Source organism: Sodalis ligni, assembly GCF_016865525.2.
In the GTDB taxonomy this organism is placed as follows: Bacteria; Pseudomonadota; Gammaproteobacteria; order Enterobacterales; family Enterobacteriaceae; genus Acerihabitans; species Acerihabitans ligni.
Map to the genome: position 1 here is coordinate 1468904 of NZ_CP075169.1, position 17129 is coordinate 1486032.

The window sequence follows — 17129 nt, forward strand, 5'->3', positions numbered from 1 at the left end:
TATAAGTGAACAAGCGCTTTTTTAAAGTCGGCTAAAATGTATTCTCTCAATATGTCGCAAATTTTTGACAATAATATTAAATTTTATGACAGCCTAGACAACCGGAACTAACTTTCCTAAGTTAGTGGCTCTTCTATGAATAGGAAAGCACGATGAGTGAGACAGCTAACTTAACAATCAAACTTCCTCTGGAACTCAAGGAAAGAATTAAAGCCTTGGCAGAGAGCAATAGCGTTTCCATGAGTGCAGAAATAGGCGCAAGGCTGGAACGCAGCCTGAATGAGGACAGCGCTGCGCCAACGGAGCATGTCGCCGCCGACGTCGATAATCAACACACCCAAGAAATCACTGAACAACCCTTTACCAGTAGTGAAGTGAAAAACTGCGGGCGTTGCTGAATGCCACTTCCAAGAAAAATCCAAGAAAAATAAGCATTCTTCGTTCGAATAATGAGTCGTTTATTTAATGAAAGATTCAGGCTCGGAGGGAGGCGGTTGGTCCCTCTGACCCGATAAGCCGATTAACCAAGGTGGTTAACGATGAGGTGCGGTCAATGGAAACAGGCTGCTAATCCATAAGACCGGCTTTACGTTTCATTTCAGCGGCGACCCGTTCCGGATCCTGTTGATATTCCGCTAATCCCCTCGCCCGCAAATGGCAGGCGGCGCACTCGCCGCAACCATCGCCTTTGATACCGTTGTAACATGTCAGCGTATCGTGGCGGATCTTGTCCAACTGATGATAATAATCAGCCAACGCCCAGGTTTCCGCCTTGTTCAGCCACATAAGCGGCGTTTTGAACTCTATATCCCGCGCCATTCCCAGCTTCACCGCCTGGTTCATCGCCTGCACAAATTCGTCGCGGCAATCCGGATAACCGGAAAAGTCCGTTTCGCATACCCCGGTAATTACCGTTTGCGCACCCACCTGGTAAGCATAAATGGACGCCAGGGTGAGAAAAAGAATGTTGCGTCCCGGCACAAAGGTCGAGGGCAACGCGTCGCCGGCGGTATCGTCGTAGTGGGGCAGCGGGATGTTATCGCGGGTCAGGCTGCTTATCGCCAAATCATTGAGCAATCCCGCGTCGATAACCTTATGGACACGTGCACTCAGCTCCTGCGCCAAATGGCGGGCAATGTCAATTTCCGCCCGGTGGCGCTGGCCGTAATCAAAGGTAATGCAATGGACTTCATCATATAACGTGAGCGCTTGTATCAGGCACGTCGTGGAATCCTGCCCGCCACTAAAAACCACTACTGCTCGTTTCATCACTGGACTCGTTGCATGTGTTGCGCAAAAGGATATGTTACTGCCTTCTTGGCGCAGGGCAAAGCCCAGATTTATTCAGGAGGTATCCCGGTGCCGCTATAGATAACGTAACATCTCAACCCAGGGAGCCGTATCGCCGATATGTTCTCTTACCCACGCCGGGTTGTAGTAGGTATCCTGATAACGTTCCCCGCTATCGCACAACAGCGTCACGATAGCGCCCCGGCGGCCTTGTGCCCGCATCTCCCGGGCTAATTGCAGTACGCCCCACATATTGGTGCCGGTGGAGCCCCCGACCCGGCGGCCTAAAATCGGCTCCAGCCAATAAAGGGCGGCGATGCTTGCGGCATCGGGAACCTTGATCATCCGATGGATAACATCGGCAATAAAAGAAGGCTCAACCCGCGGCCGTCCTATTCCTTCGATGCGTCCAGCCTGGTCACCTGTGAGCAAGGGGTCGCGCTGATGATAATAATCATGGAATACCGAATGTTCAGGGTCGGTGACCACCAGGCGGGTATCGTGTCCCTGATAACGAATATAACGTCCCAGGGTAGCCGAGGTGCCGCCGGTACCGGCGCCCATCACAATATAGTCCGGTTCGGCGAAGGGTTCCCGGGCCATCTGCCGGAAAATACTTTCGGCAATATTGTTATTGCCCCGCCAATCGGTGGCCCGTTCGGCATAGGTGAACTGGTCCATATAGTGACCGTCCAATTCTTCGGCAAGCCTGGTGGCCTCTTCGTAAATCAGCCCGCTGTGGCCGACAAAATGGCAGCGTCCGCCATAAAAGGTGATTTGTTCTATTTTTCGCCTGGCAGTGCTCTCCGGCATGACCGCGATGAACGGCAGGCCCAGCAGCCGCGCAAAGTAGGCTTCCGATACCGCCGTGCTGCCTGAGGAAGCCTCGATAACGGGCCGGTTTTGTTTGATCCAGCCGTTGCATAGTCCGTATAAGAACAGTGAACGGGCTAAACGGTGTTTCAGGCTGCCTGAAGGATGGGTGCTTTCATCTTTCAAATAGAAAAAAATGCCGGGAAACGACGGTAGCTCGAAGCGTATCAAGTGCGTATCGGCCGAGCGCTGGAAGTCAGCCTGTATGTCGCTGATAGCCTGTTTAACCCATTGCTGGTTCATAATATCCCCCGAAGTGTCGATGACCACAGCATAGCGGGGAAGCGGGAAAAAAAAGTTGCCTTTTTCTCCCTGATACCGTGTTATGGGAGAACGTTTTTCTCCAGAAGCTCGCCATGTTAGATAAAACCGATCGCACGTTACTCTCATTACTGCAGCAGGATTGTACGACGTCATTACAATCCCTGGCGGAAGCAGTGAATTTAACCTCCACGCCCTGCTGGAAACGTCTTAAACGCCTGGAGGAAGGGGGGTTCATTCGCGCCAAAGTGGCCTTGCTGGATCATGATAAACTGGGATTGGCACTTACGGCCTTTGTACATATCAAAACACAACAGCACAATAGCGACTGGTATCACAGCTTTGTCGCCCTGGTAAAGAGATGCCGGAAGTCCTGGCGTTCTATCGTATGGCCGGCGAGTATGACTACCTGATGCGGGTGCTGGTTGCAGATATGAAAAGCTACGATAATTTTTATAAGCGCCTGGTTAACGGTGTGCCGGGGCTGATTGACGTTACCTCAAGTTTTGCGATGGAAGAGATCAAAAATACGACGATAGTGCCATTATAATGGGTTCCCCTGAGCCGCCCCGGTTATCGGTCCGGGGCAAACAGGTAAATGATGCTGGAATAATATTTCGTGAGATTATTTGCACAACTGGGTTGGTATTTCCGTCGCGAATGGCGGCGTTATCTGGGATCGGTAGTCCTGCTGATCGTCATCGCCATTTTACAGTTGATCCCCCCCAAGCTGGTGGGGGTGATTGTGGATGGCGTGACCGAACACCGGGCGTCAAACCATATGATCATGCTGTGGCTCGGCGCCATGGTCCTTACCGCGGTACTGGTCTACCTGCTGCGCTATGTCTGGCGCGTATTGTTATTCGGTGCGTCATATCAGCTGGCGGTGGAACTGCGCGCCCGTTTCTACCGATTGCTCAGCGGGCAGCTGCCCGGCTTCTATTTGCGCCACCGCACCGGCGATTTGATGGCCCGCGCCACCAATGATGTGGATCGGGTGGTGTTCGCCGCCGGGGAAGGGGTGCTGACCCTGGTGGATTCGCTGGTAATGGGCTGCTCGGTGCTGGTTGTGATGAGCGTACAGATCAGTTGGCAGCTCACGCTGCTGTCCCTGGTGCCGATGCCGATTATGGCGCTGATTGTCAAACACAATGGCGATGAACTGCATCGGCGTTTCAAATCGGCGCAGGCCGCCTTCTCCTCCTTGAATAATCAGACCCAGGAAAGCCTGACCGGTATCCGGATGATCAAGGCTTTCGGCCTGGAAGATTACCAATCGGACCGGTTCGTACAGGTGGCCGCCGATGCCGGCGCGAAGAATATGCGGGTGGCGCGTATCGACGCCCGTTTTGACCCGACCATTTATCTGACGGTTGGATTCTCTAATTTATTGGCCATCGGCGGCGGCAGCTGGATGGTGATGCGGGATTTACTGACCCTTGGCCAGCTCACCAGTTTCATTATGTATCTGGGGTTGATGATTTGGCCGATGCTGGCGTTGGCCTGGATGTTTAATATCGTCGAGCGGGGCAGCGCCGCCTACAGCCGGATACGGCAGACACTCGATGAAGCGCCGGAAATCGCGGACGGCGTCAGCGCGTTGCCTCCCGGGCGCGGAACGCTGCAGGTGGATATCGGCAGTTTTACCTATCCCCATACCCTGCAGCCGACCCTGACCCATATCCAGCTGATGCTGTCGCCGGGGAAAATGCTGGGTATCTGCGGTCCCACCGGCGCCGGTAAAAGCACGCTGCTGTCCCTTATCCAGCGTCATTTCGATGTTACCCGCGGGGAGATCCGGTTTCACGGCATTCCGCTGCCGTCCGTCAAGCTTGACGAGTGGCGCGGGCGCCTGGCGGTGGTCAGTCAAACGCCGTTCCTGTTTTCCGATACCGTGGCGCATAATATCGCCCTCGGCAGGCCGGACGCCACCCGACGGCAAATTGAACAGGCGGCTGAACTGGCCTGCGTGCATGATGACATTCTTAGGTTACCGCAGGGGTACGAAACCCAGGTGGGTGAACGGGGCGTTATGCTGTCCGGCGGCCAAAAGCAGCGTTTGTCCATCGCACGGGCCCTGCTGCTGGAAGCGGAAATCCTGTTGCTGGACGACGCGCTGTCCGCCGTCGACGGACGCACTGAACATACCATCCTGCGCAACCTACGCCAGTGGGGCGAGGATCGTACCCTTATCATCATTGCGCATCGGCTGTCAGCGCTCCATGCGGCGGATGATATCCTGGTGCTGGCCCATGGAACGGTCACCCAGCGGGGGCAACACCGGGGGCTGTTGCAACAGCCGGGCTGGTACCGGGATATGTTCCGCTATCAGCAGCTGGAAGAGGCCCTGACCGCCGATCCCGATGCGCCGGAGGCGGCCGATGCGTAAATGGCAAACCCAATGGCCCACCTTGAGGCGATTGCTGTCTTACAGCGCGCCCTATCGCAATCCCCTGATCCGGGCGGTGGTGATGCTCTGGCTGGCGGCGGCGGCGGAAGTGGCCGGGCCGGTGGTCATCAGTTATTTTATCGATCACGTGGTGCCTCTTAAGCGTTTCCCCGCGCTGCTGGTGACCGGACTGGCCCTGGCATATATCGCGCTGCAGCTTATCTCCGCGTCGCTGCGCTATTTTCAGGCCCTGCTGTTTAACCGTACGGCATTGGACATAGTGCAACAGCTGCGTACCGAAGTGATGGATGCTTCGTTGCGACAGCCCTTGAGTACCTTCGATACCCAGCCGGTGGGACAGCTTATTTCCCGGGTGACCAACGATACCGAGGTGGTGAAGGATCTGTATATAACCGTGTTGTCCACTTGGCTGCGCTGTATCGCGCTGGTGGTGGCCATGCTGGTGGCCATGTTCGCGCTGGACTGGCGCATGGCCTGCGTTGCGCTGGTCATCTTCCCGGTGGTGGCGCTGGTGATGTCTATATACCAATATTACAGCACACCCATCGTGCGTCGTCTGCGCGCATATCTGGCGGATATCAATGACGGTTTTAACGAAGCAATCAGCGGTATGACCGTTATACAGCAGTTCCGGCAGCAGCAGAGATTCGGAAAAAAACTGGCGCAAGCCAGCCACTCACACTATCTGGCCCGCATGCAGACGCTCAGGCTGGAGGGTTTCCTCCTGCGGCCGTTACTGAGCCTTCTCTCCGCCCTGGTGCTGTGCGGCCTGTTGATGCTGTTTGGCTTCAGCCCGGTAGGTTCGGTGGGGGTAGGGGTACTATATGCCTTTATCAACTACCTGGGACGGCTGAACGAGCCGCTGATTGAACTCACCACACAGCAATCCATGCTGCAGCAGGCGGTGGTGGCGGGGGAGCGTATCTTCGAGTTGATGGATGGCCACCGGCAGCAATACGGCGCGGATGATATGCCCCTGTGCAGCGGACGCATAGACATCCGTGATTTGACCTTTGGTTATCGGGACGGCGCGCCGGTGATAAAACACGTCTCGCTCACCGTTCCATCCCGCAGCTTTATCGCCCTGGTGGGACATACCGGCAGCGGTAAAAGTACGTTGGCCAATCTGATGATGGGGTACTACCGTATCGATGAGGGCCGCTTACTGCTCGATGGACGCTCCATCGACAGCCTGTCGCACCGGGTGCTCCGGCAAGGCGTGGCTATCGTCCAGCAGGATCCGGTGGTCATGGCGGATACGGTATTCACCAATATCACCCTGGGGCGGGATATCACCGAAGCCCAGGTCTGGCGGGTCCTTGAACAGGTGCAATTGGCCGAACTGGTGCGTGCGCTGCCCGACGGACTGTATGCCGAGCTCGGCGAACAGGGTAACACGCTGTCGGTGGGGCAAAAGCAGTTGCTGGCGCTGGCCAGGGTCATGGTATCGACGCCGGGAATCCTCATTTTGGACGAAGCGACGGCCAATATCGACTCCGGCACCGAGCAGGCAATCCAACGGGCGCTGGCCACCATCCGCCGGCAGACGACGCTGGTGGTTATCGCCCACCGGCTGTCCACGATAGTCGATGCCGATGAAATCCTGGTATTGCATCGCGGCGAAGCGGTAGAACGGGGTTCCCACGATTTCCTGCTGCGACAGCAGGGGCGTTATTACCAAATGTACCAGCTACAGCAGGCAGGCCGGGCCTTGAGTACCGCCGGGATATTGGCGACCCCCATAGCGCCGACGGTTTGACGGGGCTTTTTGCCAAGGCTCGGCATAGTTCATGATGCGCCTGCTTACCGGCGGGCGGGCTGAATGGTCCGCCCATTTACATCTACCCGCACCGCAATCGGGCATTAACAAGCATTCACCCGCGCCAATGCACCCTTATCAGGCGCGACGCCTCTTTTTGGTGCACCCATTCTCCCTCTCTTTGGACGCAGCTTCCGATAAAATCAAAGACAAACCTGCCCGCGCTCCATGGGCAGGCATCGAAGGGTAAATTTCTATTTCAAAACATTTATGGCACATGCTTTGCTTTACTCAGGCGTAGTGGTCGCGAGTTCGGATCCAAATTCTTGAGGGGGAGCATATGAAGCTGGTAACCGTGGTGATAAAACCATTTAAATTGGAAGACGTGCGAGAAGCACTTTCTGCTGTGGGTATTCAAGGGCTAACGGTCACCGAGGTAAAAGGGTTTGGACGGCAAAAAGGCCATGCTGAACTTTATCGCGGGGCTGAATACAGCGTTAATTTCCTGCCAAAAGTGAAAATTGATATTGCCATTGCCGATGATCAATTGGATGAAGTTATCGACGTCATCAGTAAAGCGGCTTACACCGGTAAAATCGGGGACGGCAAGATTTTTGTTGCTGAGTTACAACGGGTTATTCGCATTCGTACCGGCGAGACCGATGAAGCAGCACTTTAACGACACGCGCGAATTTTGTGGATAGGGATGAATGAAAATGAAGAAACTTGTCTCATTAACCGGTCTTGGGGCAGTGGCATTGTTGCCCACATGGGCCATGGCCGCGACACCTGTTGTTGATAAGGCCGATAATGCGTTTATGATGATTAGCACCGCTTTGGTGCTGTTTATGACGTTACCGGGCATCGCTTTATTTTACGGCGGCTTGATACGCGCCAAAAACGTCCTGTCAATGCTGACCCAGGTGGCGGTAACCTTTGCCATGGTTTGCGTGCTGTGGATGCTGTACGGTTACTCTTTGGCCTTCAGTGAAGGCAATCCCTTCTTCGGCGGCTTTACCTGGGCGATGCTGAAAAACATTGAAACCACGGCGTTGATGGGGACTTTCTATCAGTTGGTGCATGTGGCGTTCCAATGTTCTTTCGCCTGTATCACCGTGGGTCTGATCGTCGGCGCGCTGGCGGAACGCATCCGTTTCTCCGCCGTTCTGATTTTTGTGGTTATCTGGCTGACATTCTCTTATGTGCCGATGGCGCATATGGTGTGGGCGGGCGGTTATTTGGCGTCCATGGGCGCGCTGGACTTCGCCGGCGGTACGGTGGTACACATCAACGCCGCCAGTGCAGGTCTGATCGGCGCTTATATGCTGGGCAAACGCGCAGGCTTTGGTAAAGAATCATTTAAACCGCATAACCTGCCGATGGTATTCACCGGTACCGCCATTCTTTATGTCGGCTGGTTTGGCTTCAACGCCGGTTCCGCCAGCGCCGCCAATGAAATCGCCGGACTGGCGTTTATCAATACGGTCATGGCTACCGCCGGCGCCATTCTTTCCTGGGTGTTCGTCGAGTGGATGATTCGCGGCAAGCCTTCTTTGCTGGGCGCCTGTTCCGGTTGTATCGCCGGTTTGGTTGCCATTACTCCGGCGGCCGGCTTCGTCGGTGTCGGCGGTGCGCTGGTCATTGGCTTGGTGGGCGGTGTCGCCGGTCTGTGGGGTGTGGTTGCCCTGAAGAAATGGCTGCGTGTGGATGACGTTTGCGATGTGTTCGGTGTGCACGGCGTTTGCGGTATCTGCGGCTGTCTGCTGACCGGTGTCTTCACTTCCGCTTCACTGGGCGGCGTCGGTTATGCGCAGGGCGTGACCATGGGTCATCAACTGTGGGTACAGCTTTATAGCGTGATCGTTTGTTTGATATGGTCCGGCGTGGTTGCCTTTGTCGGCTTCAAGATTGCTGATATCGCGGTGGGTCTGCGGGTTTCCGAAGAACAGGAACGCGAAGGTCTGGATGTCAACAGCCATGGCGAAAGTGCTTACAACGAATAACTTATGCAGGATTGGCCGGTAAAAGTTTACCGGCACATCACTGAACCGGGGCGTCTAGATGACGCCCCGTTTTTTTTGCGGACAGATTCGCCTCCATTTTCGCGGTCTCCCTTAACACGTTCGCTGCGCGTTCGACGATCGCGGGCCTACCGCGCTGTGGGGCGCTCCGGCGGGCGGGAAAACCACGCCCGCTTCGACCCCATCAGCACGGTCTCCCTTTAACACCTTCGCTGCACGTTCGACGATCGCGGGCCTACCGCGCTGTGGGGCTCCGGCGGGCGGTTAAACCACGCCCGCTTCGACCCCATCAGCACGGTCTCCCTTTAACACGTTCGCTGCGCGTTCGACGATCGCGGACCTACCGCGCTGTGGGGTGCTTTTCCGCCGGTTGGATTAACCTGGTTCATTGGTGCGGCGCATGACGCCTTCCTGGGTTGCCGATGCGATAAGCCTCCCGTCGCGGCTGTAGAATTGCCCGCGCACGTAACCGCGCGCTCCCGAGGCGGAGGGACTTTGTATGGCATATAACAGCCAGTCCTCGAGATTGAACGGCCGATGAAACCATATGGAGTGATCAATGGTGGCGATGTTCATGCCCGGTTCGAGAAAGCCCACGCCGTGGGGTTGGAGGGCGGTAGGCAGGAAATTGAAATCGGATATATAACCCAGTAAATACTGGTGGCTATTGATATCTGCCGGCATGGCGCCGTTGGCGCGCAGCCAGATATAGCGCTCGGGTTTTTCCGGTCGGCCCTTGGCGGGGTTATGAAATAGAACCGGGCGGACTTCGAAGGGTTGCTCTCCGGATAATCTTTCCCGCAGCAGCGGCGGCAGATTCCCCCCCAGGCGGGCCATAATTTCCTGCTCCGATGTTAATCCTTCGGGAGACGCCACCTGCGGCATGGTGTCTTGATGCTCAAATCCCTCTTCGGGATATTGGAAAGATGCGGTCATGGAAAAGAGGGTTTGGCCCCGTTGTATGGCGTCTACCCGGCGGGCGCTGAAATTATTGCCGTCGCGCAGGTTGGTAACCTGGTACATGATAGGTTCATTGCTGTCTCCGGGACGCAGGAAATAACAATGGCAAGAATGCAGAATGCGTCCGTCCGGCGCTGTTTGCCGGGCGGCAAACAGCGCCTGGCCGACCACCTGGCCGCCAAAAACACGCTTTAGCCCTAAGTCTTCGCTTTGGCCGAGAAAGCGCCCTTCTTCAATTTTTTCCAACGTCATCAGCGCCAATAGCTGATCAAGTGTGTGGCTCATGGGCGAATACCGTTAAAATTCAAATGGATTAAGGATAATGCTCTGGACACCGACTCCACCATTCACCAGGCGTCCGCCGCATCCCCTGAGCGGGATTGACCCCAATGAGTTTACCCGCGAATGCGTCCGGCAGGAAAATATCAGGATCCTGTGCCATTATTAAAGCATTAGGTGGTATTAACCACTACGAATTCACCGCCGTTGACGAGTGGTGAAATGATGAACTGATAATAAGAAGGAGAGGTAAATCATGAAACTCTGGCAAACAATCGGCGGTGTCGTTTTATTGGCAGCGCTCGGCGGCTGTACTCACGGGAATAGAGAACATCAGGTGGCGACTCCCGCGTTTAAAACCCCCGGCACGGCGGAGGGGGCGGATGCCATAAGACAGCCAGCGGTGACAGGTACCGTATGGATTAGGCAACGTTTGGCATTGCCGCCTGATGCGGTGTTAACCGTGACCCTGTCAGATGCAAGTTTGTCCGATGTCCCTTCCACCGTCATATCGCAGCGTGTGATACGCACCGAAGGCAAACAGGCGCCGTTCAGCTTCGTGCTGCCCTATAATCCCACCGAAATCCAGCCCAACGCGCGCATTCTGCTGAGCGCGGCCATTACCGTCAACGGACGTGTGGCGCTGATGACCGAGCAGGTAAAACCTGTGATTAACAATGGCGGCACCAAGCAGGATTTGGTTCTCGTCCCCGCAACGTCAATACCTTTGGCAAGCCGGCCCATAGTCCCCTCGACAGTGCCCGCCACGTCGCCGACGCAGGTTACGCCTTCAAGCAGCATACCGGCGCCTAATCAACTTTAAACCGGTTTGTCCCGCAGGTCTGTGGGACACGACTGCCGGCTGATAAGGCCCGACGCCTGTCGACTTACCACTGCCAGCGGTAACGTTCAAGACTGACGGTACCCTGATTATTGATTTCTATTCCTTCGGCTTCCAGCGCCGCTTTTTGGCGGCGGAAGCCTTCTCCGGGCAGCGAAATACCGCCATGTCTATTGAGCACACGGTGCCAGGGCAGGGCTGTTCCTTCTGGCAGGCGGCTCAGGATACCGCCAACCTGCCTGGCGGCGCGTGGCGAGCCGGCCAGCAGGGCTACCTCGCCATAGGTGGTAATGCTGCCGGCCGGAATGGCGGCAATAATCTGGAAGACGCGCTGACGAAAGGAATCTGTTGGTTCATCCATATACGCTGCAGCCAAAGCTAAAATAGAGCGGTCCATGTTGGCACAAAAGGCGCCGGCGTGGAAGGCGCACTGGTCGGACGTCGGTATCCGGAGAATTCGGCGAAGAAAGCAGCGCTTAAATGCTATCGGCTTGCAATTGATGGGGGCATCATCGATAATGCCCCGCGCCTTAGAAATTAAGGCCGTCAATGGAGGCTCTGTTGGTGCTCCCGCAACATTAACTTGTGAACTCGGTCAGGTCCGGAAGGAAGCAGCCGTAGCAAGCGTCGTGTGTGCCGGGATGTCGCTGGCAGAGCCTCCACCCATTTGAATCCGCTTTGACTGATTATTCGCTGTGAAACAATATGGCGACTTATTCCTGTGATCATCTCGTAAAGAGGTCGACGCTAAACAAGAATGTAATCTGCATGTTTATAGCATCCTAATACATTTTATCCCGGAAAGTGCCTGGATGATTCCTGGTGTCTATTGATATTAATGAATTATCACAAAGTTCGAACGTGGCGACAAAGTCTTAGTCTGTACATTATCGCCCCATTCCTTATTACTCTCGGGCGAAATAGGATGTTTTGGATATATTGACTCTTGAATTTTTTTCGGCGGATATTCCTTCCGCCAAACGCGCATTAAAATTAACCACTGGCAAATCCCGTTTGTACCATGCTTGCTGCTGGGAAAGATTTGAACGATGTTACTTTTAGGCGAGCGTCCTTTGAACTAGGGATGTGAAACGGGTTTTCATATAGATTAGCAGCGATTCAAACCACAAAAACAACACTTTTATAAGGTTGATGATGTATGCACGATGACCATTTATATAGATGAGGATATATAATAATGTTAATACTTAGTAGCAAATGGTAGGCATTTATCGAACATACTTCCAGACAGATACCGGAACTTTATCATAGAGCTTATCCATCGTCAGCTCAGCCAGGCGATGGTCCGCTGCGGAGTTGAATATCTCAAGCTCATCGTCGGACAGTTCGTATTTGTTCTTTTCAATCACGCGTTCCAATGTCTCAAGGGTTCTGCATTTGCGTAGACGCATTAAATAGTCGATTTTTTCATGATGGCCTTAGATGTTGAGTAGAATGTTAAAATATCATTTACTATTTCAAGAAATACAAAGCTCAGTCTCTGAGAATGTTCCGAATAAGCGGGAGCGGCTGGTACGCCATCTCTGAACATCCAAGTTGTTGATACCGCTGCTGCTGAATAGCGTAAACGTATCGTCCAGGAAAGATTCAACATGATCGGTGAGATCGCTTTCATTATGGTATTTAAGCTTGAAGCTCACCATATAAGAAGCAATATGATCAATTAATTCATTCATCTGCAGATTTATGGCGGAAGCGGGATCATTAACCCACCCATGGTAACTATCACCGAGGCTTGCAATGCCTTCATCATAAAGAGTAGCACAAAGGAATTTTAGTTGCGCAATATCATGTCTTTTGGGTGAATACTCGTCCATATCAGCCCTCCTACCTTCGACAAATTACCGTCATCTTTAAAATCGACCGAGATTGAGCTGCTTCTTATCCGTGCCGATACTTGCGCTCTATTTAAAGATAGAAGATTTGAGCAGTATAGCACAATCAGCTTACATTAACTTACTGTTCCATGCCCGTGCAATTTATATCGCAGCCAGTACCACTGCCCATGCACAGACTGGATTATGAGCAAGATACCATCATCACAGTTAGAAAGTGAGTAGTAATACATATCGAAAACAAATTGAAGGATACCGGTGAAAGTCATTGCCGTTGCCGAGTGGCCGCCAGATAAAGACTCATTTCTAGTAGAGCATCCTACACGATATTTATTATTACCATTTCTTGCTGCATTACACACCCTTTATTGACGAAAAATTATGACAACACGTTGCAAATCGGTCTTAATCGCTTAATTTACATAACACTTTGACCGGATAGCGTCAAATACACATCACAAGGGCCGCTCCCGCCAACTGTGCCTGAGGCGAATATCATCGCGGCTGTCGGGGTGGTTGCCTAGACTCTATATAGGGATGGTGTCGGTGTATTTCAACAATAACCGGCAATAAAAAAGGGCCCCGAACGGATGGCCCTGATAAAGACGACGAACGTGCCCTGGACTATTTTTTCCTGCTGCCACCCTGGACGGCTTTAAAGCGAGGATTGGATTTACAGATAACATAGATACGGCCGCGACGGCGTACTACCTTGCAATCCTTGTGGCGGGTTTTCGCCGAACGTAACGAACTCAATACCTGCATGGCGAGGCTCTTCCCTTATGACGGATCTTTACTGAAAAACGACCAAAACGTTGGTTAAAGCGCGCCGTGCTGCCCTCTTTATCCACAATTCTCTGTTTGCCCGTGTAGTACGGATGCGATTCGGATGAGACCTCAACCGTCACGTAGGGATAGGTTTTCCCGTCCAGTTCAAGGGTGCGGTCGGTTTTTATGGTGGAGCCGATTTTGAAATAGGTATCAGCACTGGTGTCATGGAATACCACGGTGCGATAGTCCGGATGTATGGCAGGTTTCATAAATCACCTCATATGTTATGTTATATCATAACTATTATGCACGCTTTTCACCCCAAGTCAAACCGACAAAAAAAGGCCGCTTGCGCAGCCTTCGACTGCTGACAAACATGCTCAAATTCAATAAGGCGGGACAGGCTGCTAGAAGAGTAAACCGTCCGCGCCAGGGACTAAAACGCCAGGAGCGTTTTGGAACAACGCCCTGAGGCGTTGGCCCTTAGGGCGGCTGCCAGGGAGGGTAGCCGTAATCGCGCGGATCGAGCCCCCAGGGAAGGGTTCACGGCGTGTTTACGATCTAGCAGCCTGTGTCGACCGGGCAATTAGTCAACAAGTGTAAAGGCCGCTTGCGCGGCCTTGGTTAACACTTAATCATGGTAAGGATTGTCTACACCGGCCGATCAGGATGGTTTTCATTTTCGGACCGGTTGCCAAAGCGGCGGCGAACCACCACAAAGAACACCGGTACAAAGAAGATCGCCAGCAGGGTAGCGGTGATCATCCCGCCCATAACGCCGGTACCCACCGCGTTTTGCGCGCCCGAACCGGCACCGGTACTGATGGCCAGCGGCAATACGCCGAGGATAAAGGCCAGGGACGTCATCAGAATCGGGCGTAGCCGCATACGCACCGCCTCCAATGTCGCCTCCACCAATCCTTTGCCTTCTTTATCCATCAAATCCTTGGCGAATTCCACGATAAGGATAGCGTTCTTCGCCGACAGGCCGATGGTCGTCAGCAGGCCCACCTGGAAGTACACGTCGTTGGTCAGCCCGCGCAGGGAGGCGGCTATCAACGCGCCCACCACCCCAAGGGGAACCACCAGCATGACCGCGAACGGAATTGACCAGCTTTCATACAATGCCGCCAGGCAGAGGAATACCACAATCAATGAAATAGCGTACAGCGCCGGCGCCTGATTACCGGACAGGCGTTCCTGATAGGACATGCCGGTCCAGCTGTAGCTTATGCCGGCAGGCAGTTTTGCCGCTAATTGTTCCATCATCTCCATGGCTTCACCGGTACTTCTACCCGGTACCGCTTCCCCCTGTATTTCCATCGAGGGCAGGCCGTTGTAGCGTTCCAGACGCGGCGAACCGTATTGCCAATGACTGGTGGTCACCGCCGACAACGGCACCATCTGGCCATCGGAACCGCGTACGAACCAATTACCGATATCCGTCGGCAACATACGGAACGGAGCATCGCCCTGGACATAGACCTGTTTGACACGGCCGCGGTCAACGAAGTTGTTGACGTAGCTACTGCCTAGCGCCGCGCCGATGGTGGTATTCAGATCCGAGAGTGTTACTCCCAGCGCCTGCGCTTTTTCCTGATCCACGTCAAGCTTGAACTGCGGCGTATCTTCCAGTCCGTTGGGCCGGACCCCCGCCAGCAGATCCGGATGCTGGGCGACCATGCCCAACAACTGGTTGCGCGCTTCGGTCAGCTTCTCGTGGCCCAGACCGTTGTTATCGATCAATTCGAAATCGAAACCAGTGGCGTTACCCAGTTCGATGATCGCCGGCAGGTTGAACGAGAGCGCGATACCGTCCTTGATTTTGGCGAAAGCGGCATTGGCGCGGCCGAGTATGGCCGGAACCTTATTGTCGCTGCCGCCGCGCTCGCTCCAGTCCTTGAGGCTGGCAAACGCCAGGCCGTTGTTTTGTCCACGGCCGGAGAAACCAAAGCCGCTGACGGTAAATACCGAATTGACGTTGTTTTTCTCGTCGTGCATAAAGTGATAGGCAACCTGGTCGAGCACATTCTGCGTGCGCTCCTGGGTCGCCCCCACCGGCAACTGCACCATGGTCAGGAACACCCCCTGATCTTCCTCGGGCAGAAACGACGTGGGCAGACGGATAAACAGCAGGGCCATGCCCACCACTATCAACAGGTAGATAATCAGATAGCGGCCGGTACTGTTGAGGATATGGCCGATACTGTCGGTATAGTGATGGGTGCTTTGACTGAATCTTTTATTGAACCAGCCGAAGAAACCGGTATCGATGCCGTGATCGCCTTTTGCTATCGGCTTCAACAGCGTGGAGCACAGGGCCGGCGTCAGAATCATCGCCACCAGCACCGACAAGATCATGGCGGAAACGATAGTGATGGAGAACTGACGGTAGATGGCGCCGGTGGCGCCGCCGAAAAATGCCATGGGTACGAATACCGCCGACAGCACGAGTGCGATGCCCACCAGGGCGCCCTGGATTTGCGTCATGGACTTGCGGGTGGCGTCCTTGGGGCTCAGGCCCTCTTCAGCCATCACACGCTCGACGTTCTCCACCACCACGATGGCGTCGTCCACCAATAACCCGATGGCCAGCACCATCGCGAACATGGTCAGGGTATTGATGGAGTATCCGAAGGCATTCAAAATGGCAAAGGTCCCCAACAACACCACCGGCACCGCGATGGTGGGGATGAGGGTCGCGCGGAAGTTTTGCAGGAAAAGATACATCACCAGGAATACCAGGATGATCGCTTCCACCAGGGTCTTGACCACTTCCTGAATGGAGATTTTCACGAACGGCGTGGTATCGTAGGGATAGACCACCTTCAATCCGGCGGGGAAGTTCTTTTCAAGCTCTCCCAGTTCGGCTTTTACCGCCGCGGCGGTATCCAGGGCATTGGCGCCGGTGGCCAGCTGTATACCCAGACCGGAAGCCGGACGACCGTTGAATTTCGCGACAACGTTATAGTTTTGCCCGCCCAGCTCTATCTTCGCCACATCCCGCAAACGCACCTGGGAACCGTCGGGATTCACTTTCAGCAGGATGTTGCCGAATTCCTTGACGCTGGTGAGCTGGGTCTGCACGATGATGGAGGCGTTCAACTGCTGGCCCTGGATGGCCGGCATTCCACCCAACTGGCCGGCGGCGATCTGGCTATTCTGTACCGTCAGCGCATTGATGACATCCACCGGGGTCAGCTGGTAATTATTCAGTTTATTCGGGTCCATCCACACGCGCATGGCGTACAACGAACCGAACAACTGGAAATTCCCTACGCCTTGGGTTCGGCTGATGGGGTCCTGGATATGCGACCCCACATAATCCGAGATATCCTGCTGCGTCATGGTGGGGTCATCGCTGATAAACCCTGCCACCATCAAAAAGCTGGAGCTGGATTTCTGGATTCTCACCCCTTGCTGCTGTACTTCCTGCGGCAACAGCGGCATCGCCAGCTGCAGTTTGTTCTGCGTCTGCACCTGGGCGATATCCGGGTTGACGCCGGAATCGAACGTGAGGGTAATCTGCACCGTACCGGATGAGTCGCTGTTAGACGACATATACAGCAGATGGTCGATACCGTTCATGTTCTGTTCGATAACCTGGGTTACGGTATTTTGTGCCGTTGTGGCATCGGCGCCAGGATAGGTGGCGGTGATCTGGATTGCCGGCGGCGCAATGGCAGGATATTGCTCAATAGGCAGCTTTAAGATCGACAAAGCGCCCCCGAGCATAATGATAATGGCAATCACCCATGCGAAAATGGGGCGATCTATAAAAAACTTGGCCATGTGGTTTACCCGTTCC

Annotated in this window: 15 protein-coding genes, 1 other RNA gene and 1 pseudogene; 8 read left to right on the forward strand and 9 right to left on the reverse strand. The window is 54.3% G+C overall.

Features of this window, described 5'->3' with window-relative positions; translation table 11 throughout:
• Window positions 1–152 precede the first annotated feature (152 nt).
• A complete protein-coding gene (locus tag GTU79_RS06845; RefSeq protein WP_253073505.1) occupies window positions 153–398 on the forward strand; it encodes an Arc family DNA-binding protein in 246 nt (81 codons plus the stop codon).
• A 169-nt stretch (window positions 399–567) separates the two neighbouring features.
• Here GTU79_RS06845 and queC read toward each other — a convergent pair whose 3' ends face one another.
• Together queC and GTU79_RS06855 are read right to left on the reverse strand one after the other, a co-directional pair.
• Window positions 568–1269, reverse strand: a complete 702-nt coding sequence (gene queC, locus GTU79_RS06850; protein ID WP_203522396.1) for a 7-cyano-7-deazaguanine synthase QueC — start codon at window positions 1267–1269, stop codon at window positions 568–570.
• A 96-nt stretch (window positions 1270–1365) separates the two neighbouring features.
• Window positions 1366–2406, reverse strand: coding sequence for a PLP-dependent cysteine synthase family protein (locus GTU79_RS06855; protein ID WP_203522395.1), 1041 nt, complete (start codon window positions 2404–2406; stop codon window positions 1366–1368).
• A 113-nt stretch (window positions 2407–2519) separates the two neighbouring features.
• Here GTU79_RS06855 and GTU79_RS06860 point away from each other — a divergent pair.
• From GTU79_RS06860 to amtB, 5 genes and pseudogenes are all read left to right on the forward strand, one after another.
• Window positions 2520–2974: pseudogene (locus GTU79_RS06860) on the forward strand (Lrp/AsnC family transcriptional regulator).
• A 69-nt stretch (window positions 2975–3043) separates the two neighbouring features.
• Window positions 3044–4813, forward strand: coding sequence for a SmdA family multidrug ABC transporter permease/ATP-binding protein (locus tag GTU79_RS06865; RefSeq protein ID WP_132922924.1), 1770 nt, complete (start codon window positions 3044–3046; stop codon window positions 4811–4813).
• The gene (locus tag GTU79_RS06870; RefSeq protein WP_203522393.1) at window positions 4806–6593 is read left to right on the forward strand and encodes a SmdB family multidrug efflux ABC transporter permease/ATP-binding protein; all 1788 of its coding nucleotides are present in this window, start codon (window positions 4806–4808) and stop codon (window positions 6591–6593) included. The genes GTU79_RS06865 and GTU79_RS06870 overlap by 8 nt, the downstream gene beginning before the upstream one ends.
• A gap of 340 nt (window positions 6594–6933) precedes the next feature.
• The gene (glnK, locus tag GTU79_RS06875) at window positions 6934–7272 is read left to right on the forward strand and encodes a P-II family nitrogen regulator (protein WP_009639071.1); all 339 of its coding nucleotides are present in this window, start codon (window positions 6934–6936) and stop codon (window positions 7270–7272) included.
• Between the two features lie 37 nt (window positions 7273–7309).
• Complete coding sequence (gene amtB, locus GTU79_RS06880) at window positions 7310–8596, forward strand: ammonium transporter AmtB (RefSeq protein WP_165934155.1); 1287 nt, start codon at window positions 7310–7312, stop codon at window positions 8594–8596.
• Between the two features lie 393 nt (window positions 8597–8989).
• Here amtB and tesB read toward each other — a convergent pair whose 3' ends face one another.
• Entirely contained in the window at window positions 8990–9859 is an 870-nt protein-coding gene (gene tesB / locus GTU79_RS06885; protein WP_203522392.1) for an acyl-CoA thioesterase II, read from the reverse strand.
• A 250-nt stretch (window positions 9860–10109) separates the two neighbouring features.
• Here tesB and GTU79_RS06890 point away from each other — a divergent pair, with 250 nt between their 5' ends.
• A complete protein-coding gene (locus GTU79_RS06890) occupies window positions 10110–10676 on the forward strand; it encodes a YbaY family lipoprotein (RefSeq protein WP_132922920.1) in 567 nt (188 codons plus the stop codon).
• 64 nt (window positions 10677–10740) lie between these two features.
• On the opposite strand, the gene GTU79_RS06895 is transcribed toward GTU79_RS06890, so the two are convergent.
• Entirely contained in the window at window positions 10741–11055 is a 315-nt protein-coding gene (locus GTU79_RS06895) for an MGMT family protein (RefSeq protein WP_203522391.1), read from the reverse strand.
• 198 nt (window positions 11056–11253) lie between these two features.
• Between GTU79_RS06895 and ffs the strand changes: the two genes are divergently transcribed.
• Window positions 11254–11350, forward strand: an RNA gene (gene ffs, locus GTU79_RS06900) — signal recognition particle sRNA small type.
• Between the two features lie 573 nt (window positions 11351–11923).
• Here the strand turns inward: ffs and hha are convergent.
• The 5 genes from hha to GTU79_RS06925 form a co-directional block, all read right to left on the reverse strand.
• Complete coding sequence (gene hha / locus GTU79_RS06905; RefSeq protein WP_214513796.1) at window positions 11924–12106, reverse strand: hemolysin expression modulator Hha; 183 nt, start codon at window positions 12104–12106, stop codon at window positions 11924–11926.
• Between the two features lie 66 nt (window positions 12107–12172).
• The gene (gene tomB, locus GTU79_RS06910; protein WP_132922917.1) at window positions 12173–12532 is read right to left on the reverse strand and encodes an Hha toxicity modulator TomB; all 360 of its coding nucleotides are present in this window, start codon (window positions 12530–12532) and stop codon (window positions 12173–12175) included.
• Window positions 12533–13174: 642 nt separating this feature from the next.
• Complete coding sequence (gene ykgO / locus GTU79_RS06915) at window positions 13175–13315, reverse strand: type B 50S ribosomal protein L36 (RefSeq protein ID WP_132922916.1); 141 nt, start codon at window positions 13313–13315, stop codon at window positions 13175–13177.
• Window positions 13303–13590, reverse strand: coding sequence for a type B 50S ribosomal protein L31 (locus tag GTU79_RS06920; protein WP_214513797.1), 288 nt, complete (start codon window positions 13588–13590; stop codon window positions 13303–13305). The genes ykgO and GTU79_RS06920 overlap by 13 nt, the downstream gene beginning before the upstream one ends.
• A gap of 382 nt (window positions 13591–13972) precedes the next feature.
• On the reverse strand, window positions 13973–17113 hold the full coding sequence (locus tag GTU79_RS06925) for an efflux RND transporter permease subunit (protein ID WP_203522389.1): 3141 nt from the start codon (window positions 17111–17113) through the stop codon (window positions 13973–13975).
• Window positions 17114–17129 lie beyond the last annotated feature (16 nt).

Excerpts from the sequence above, each read along its gene's own strand:
- tesB (WP_203522392.1), bottom strand. The coding sequence starts at position 9,859 with ATGAGCCACACACTTGATCAGCTATTGGCGCTGATGACGTTGGAAAAA.
- GTU79_RS06855 (WP_203522395.1), bottom strand. The coding sequence starts at position 2,406 with ATGAACCAGCAATGGGTTAAACAGGCTATCAGCGACATACAGGCTGAC.
- hha (WP_214513796.1), bottom strand. The coding sequence starts at position 12,106 with ATGCGTCTACGCAAATGCAGAACCCTTGAGACATTGGAACGCGTGATT.
- amtB (WP_165934155.1), top strand. The coding sequence starts at position 7,310 with ATGAAGAAACTTGTCTCATTAACCGGTCTTGGGGCAGTGGCATTGTTG.
- tomB (WP_132922917.1), bottom strand. The coding sequence starts at position 12,532 with ATGGACGAGTATTCACCCAAAAGACATGATATTGCGCAACTAAAATTC.
- ykgO (WP_132922916.1), bottom strand. The coding sequence starts at position 13,315 with ATGCAGGTATTGAGTTCGTTACGTTCGGCGAAAACCCGCCACAAGGAT.
- GTU79_RS06925 (WP_203522389.1), bottom strand. The coding sequence starts at position 17,113 with ATGGCCAAGTTTTTTATAGATCGCCCCATTTTCGCATGGGTGATTGCC.
- GTU79_RS06920 (WP_214513797.1), bottom strand. The coding sequence starts at position 13,590 with ATGAAACCTGCCATACATCCGGACTATCGCACCGTGGTATTCCATGAC.
- glnK (WP_009639071.1), top strand. The coding sequence starts at position 6,934 with ATGAAGCTGGTAACCGTGGTGATAAAACCATTTAAATTGGAAGACGTG.
- GTU79_RS06845 (WP_253073505.1), top strand. The coding sequence starts at position 153 with ATGAGTGAGACAGCTAACTTAACAATCAAACTTCCTCTGGAACTCAAG.
- GTU79_RS06895 (WP_203522391.1), bottom strand. The coding sequence starts at position 11,055 with ATGGATGAACCAACAGATTCCTTTCGTCAGCGCGTCTTCCAGATTATT.
- queC (WP_203522396.1), bottom strand. The coding sequence starts at position 1,269 with ATGAAACGAGCAGTAGTGGTTTTTAGTGGCGGGCAGGATTCCACGACG.
- GTU79_RS06890 (WP_132922920.1), top strand. The coding sequence starts at position 10,110 with ATGAAACTCTGGCAAACAATCGGCGGTGTCGTTTTATTGGCAGCGCTC.
- GTU79_RS06870 (WP_203522393.1), top strand. The coding sequence starts at position 4,806 with ATGCGTAAATGGCAAACCCAATGGCCCACCTTGAGGCGATTGCTGTCT.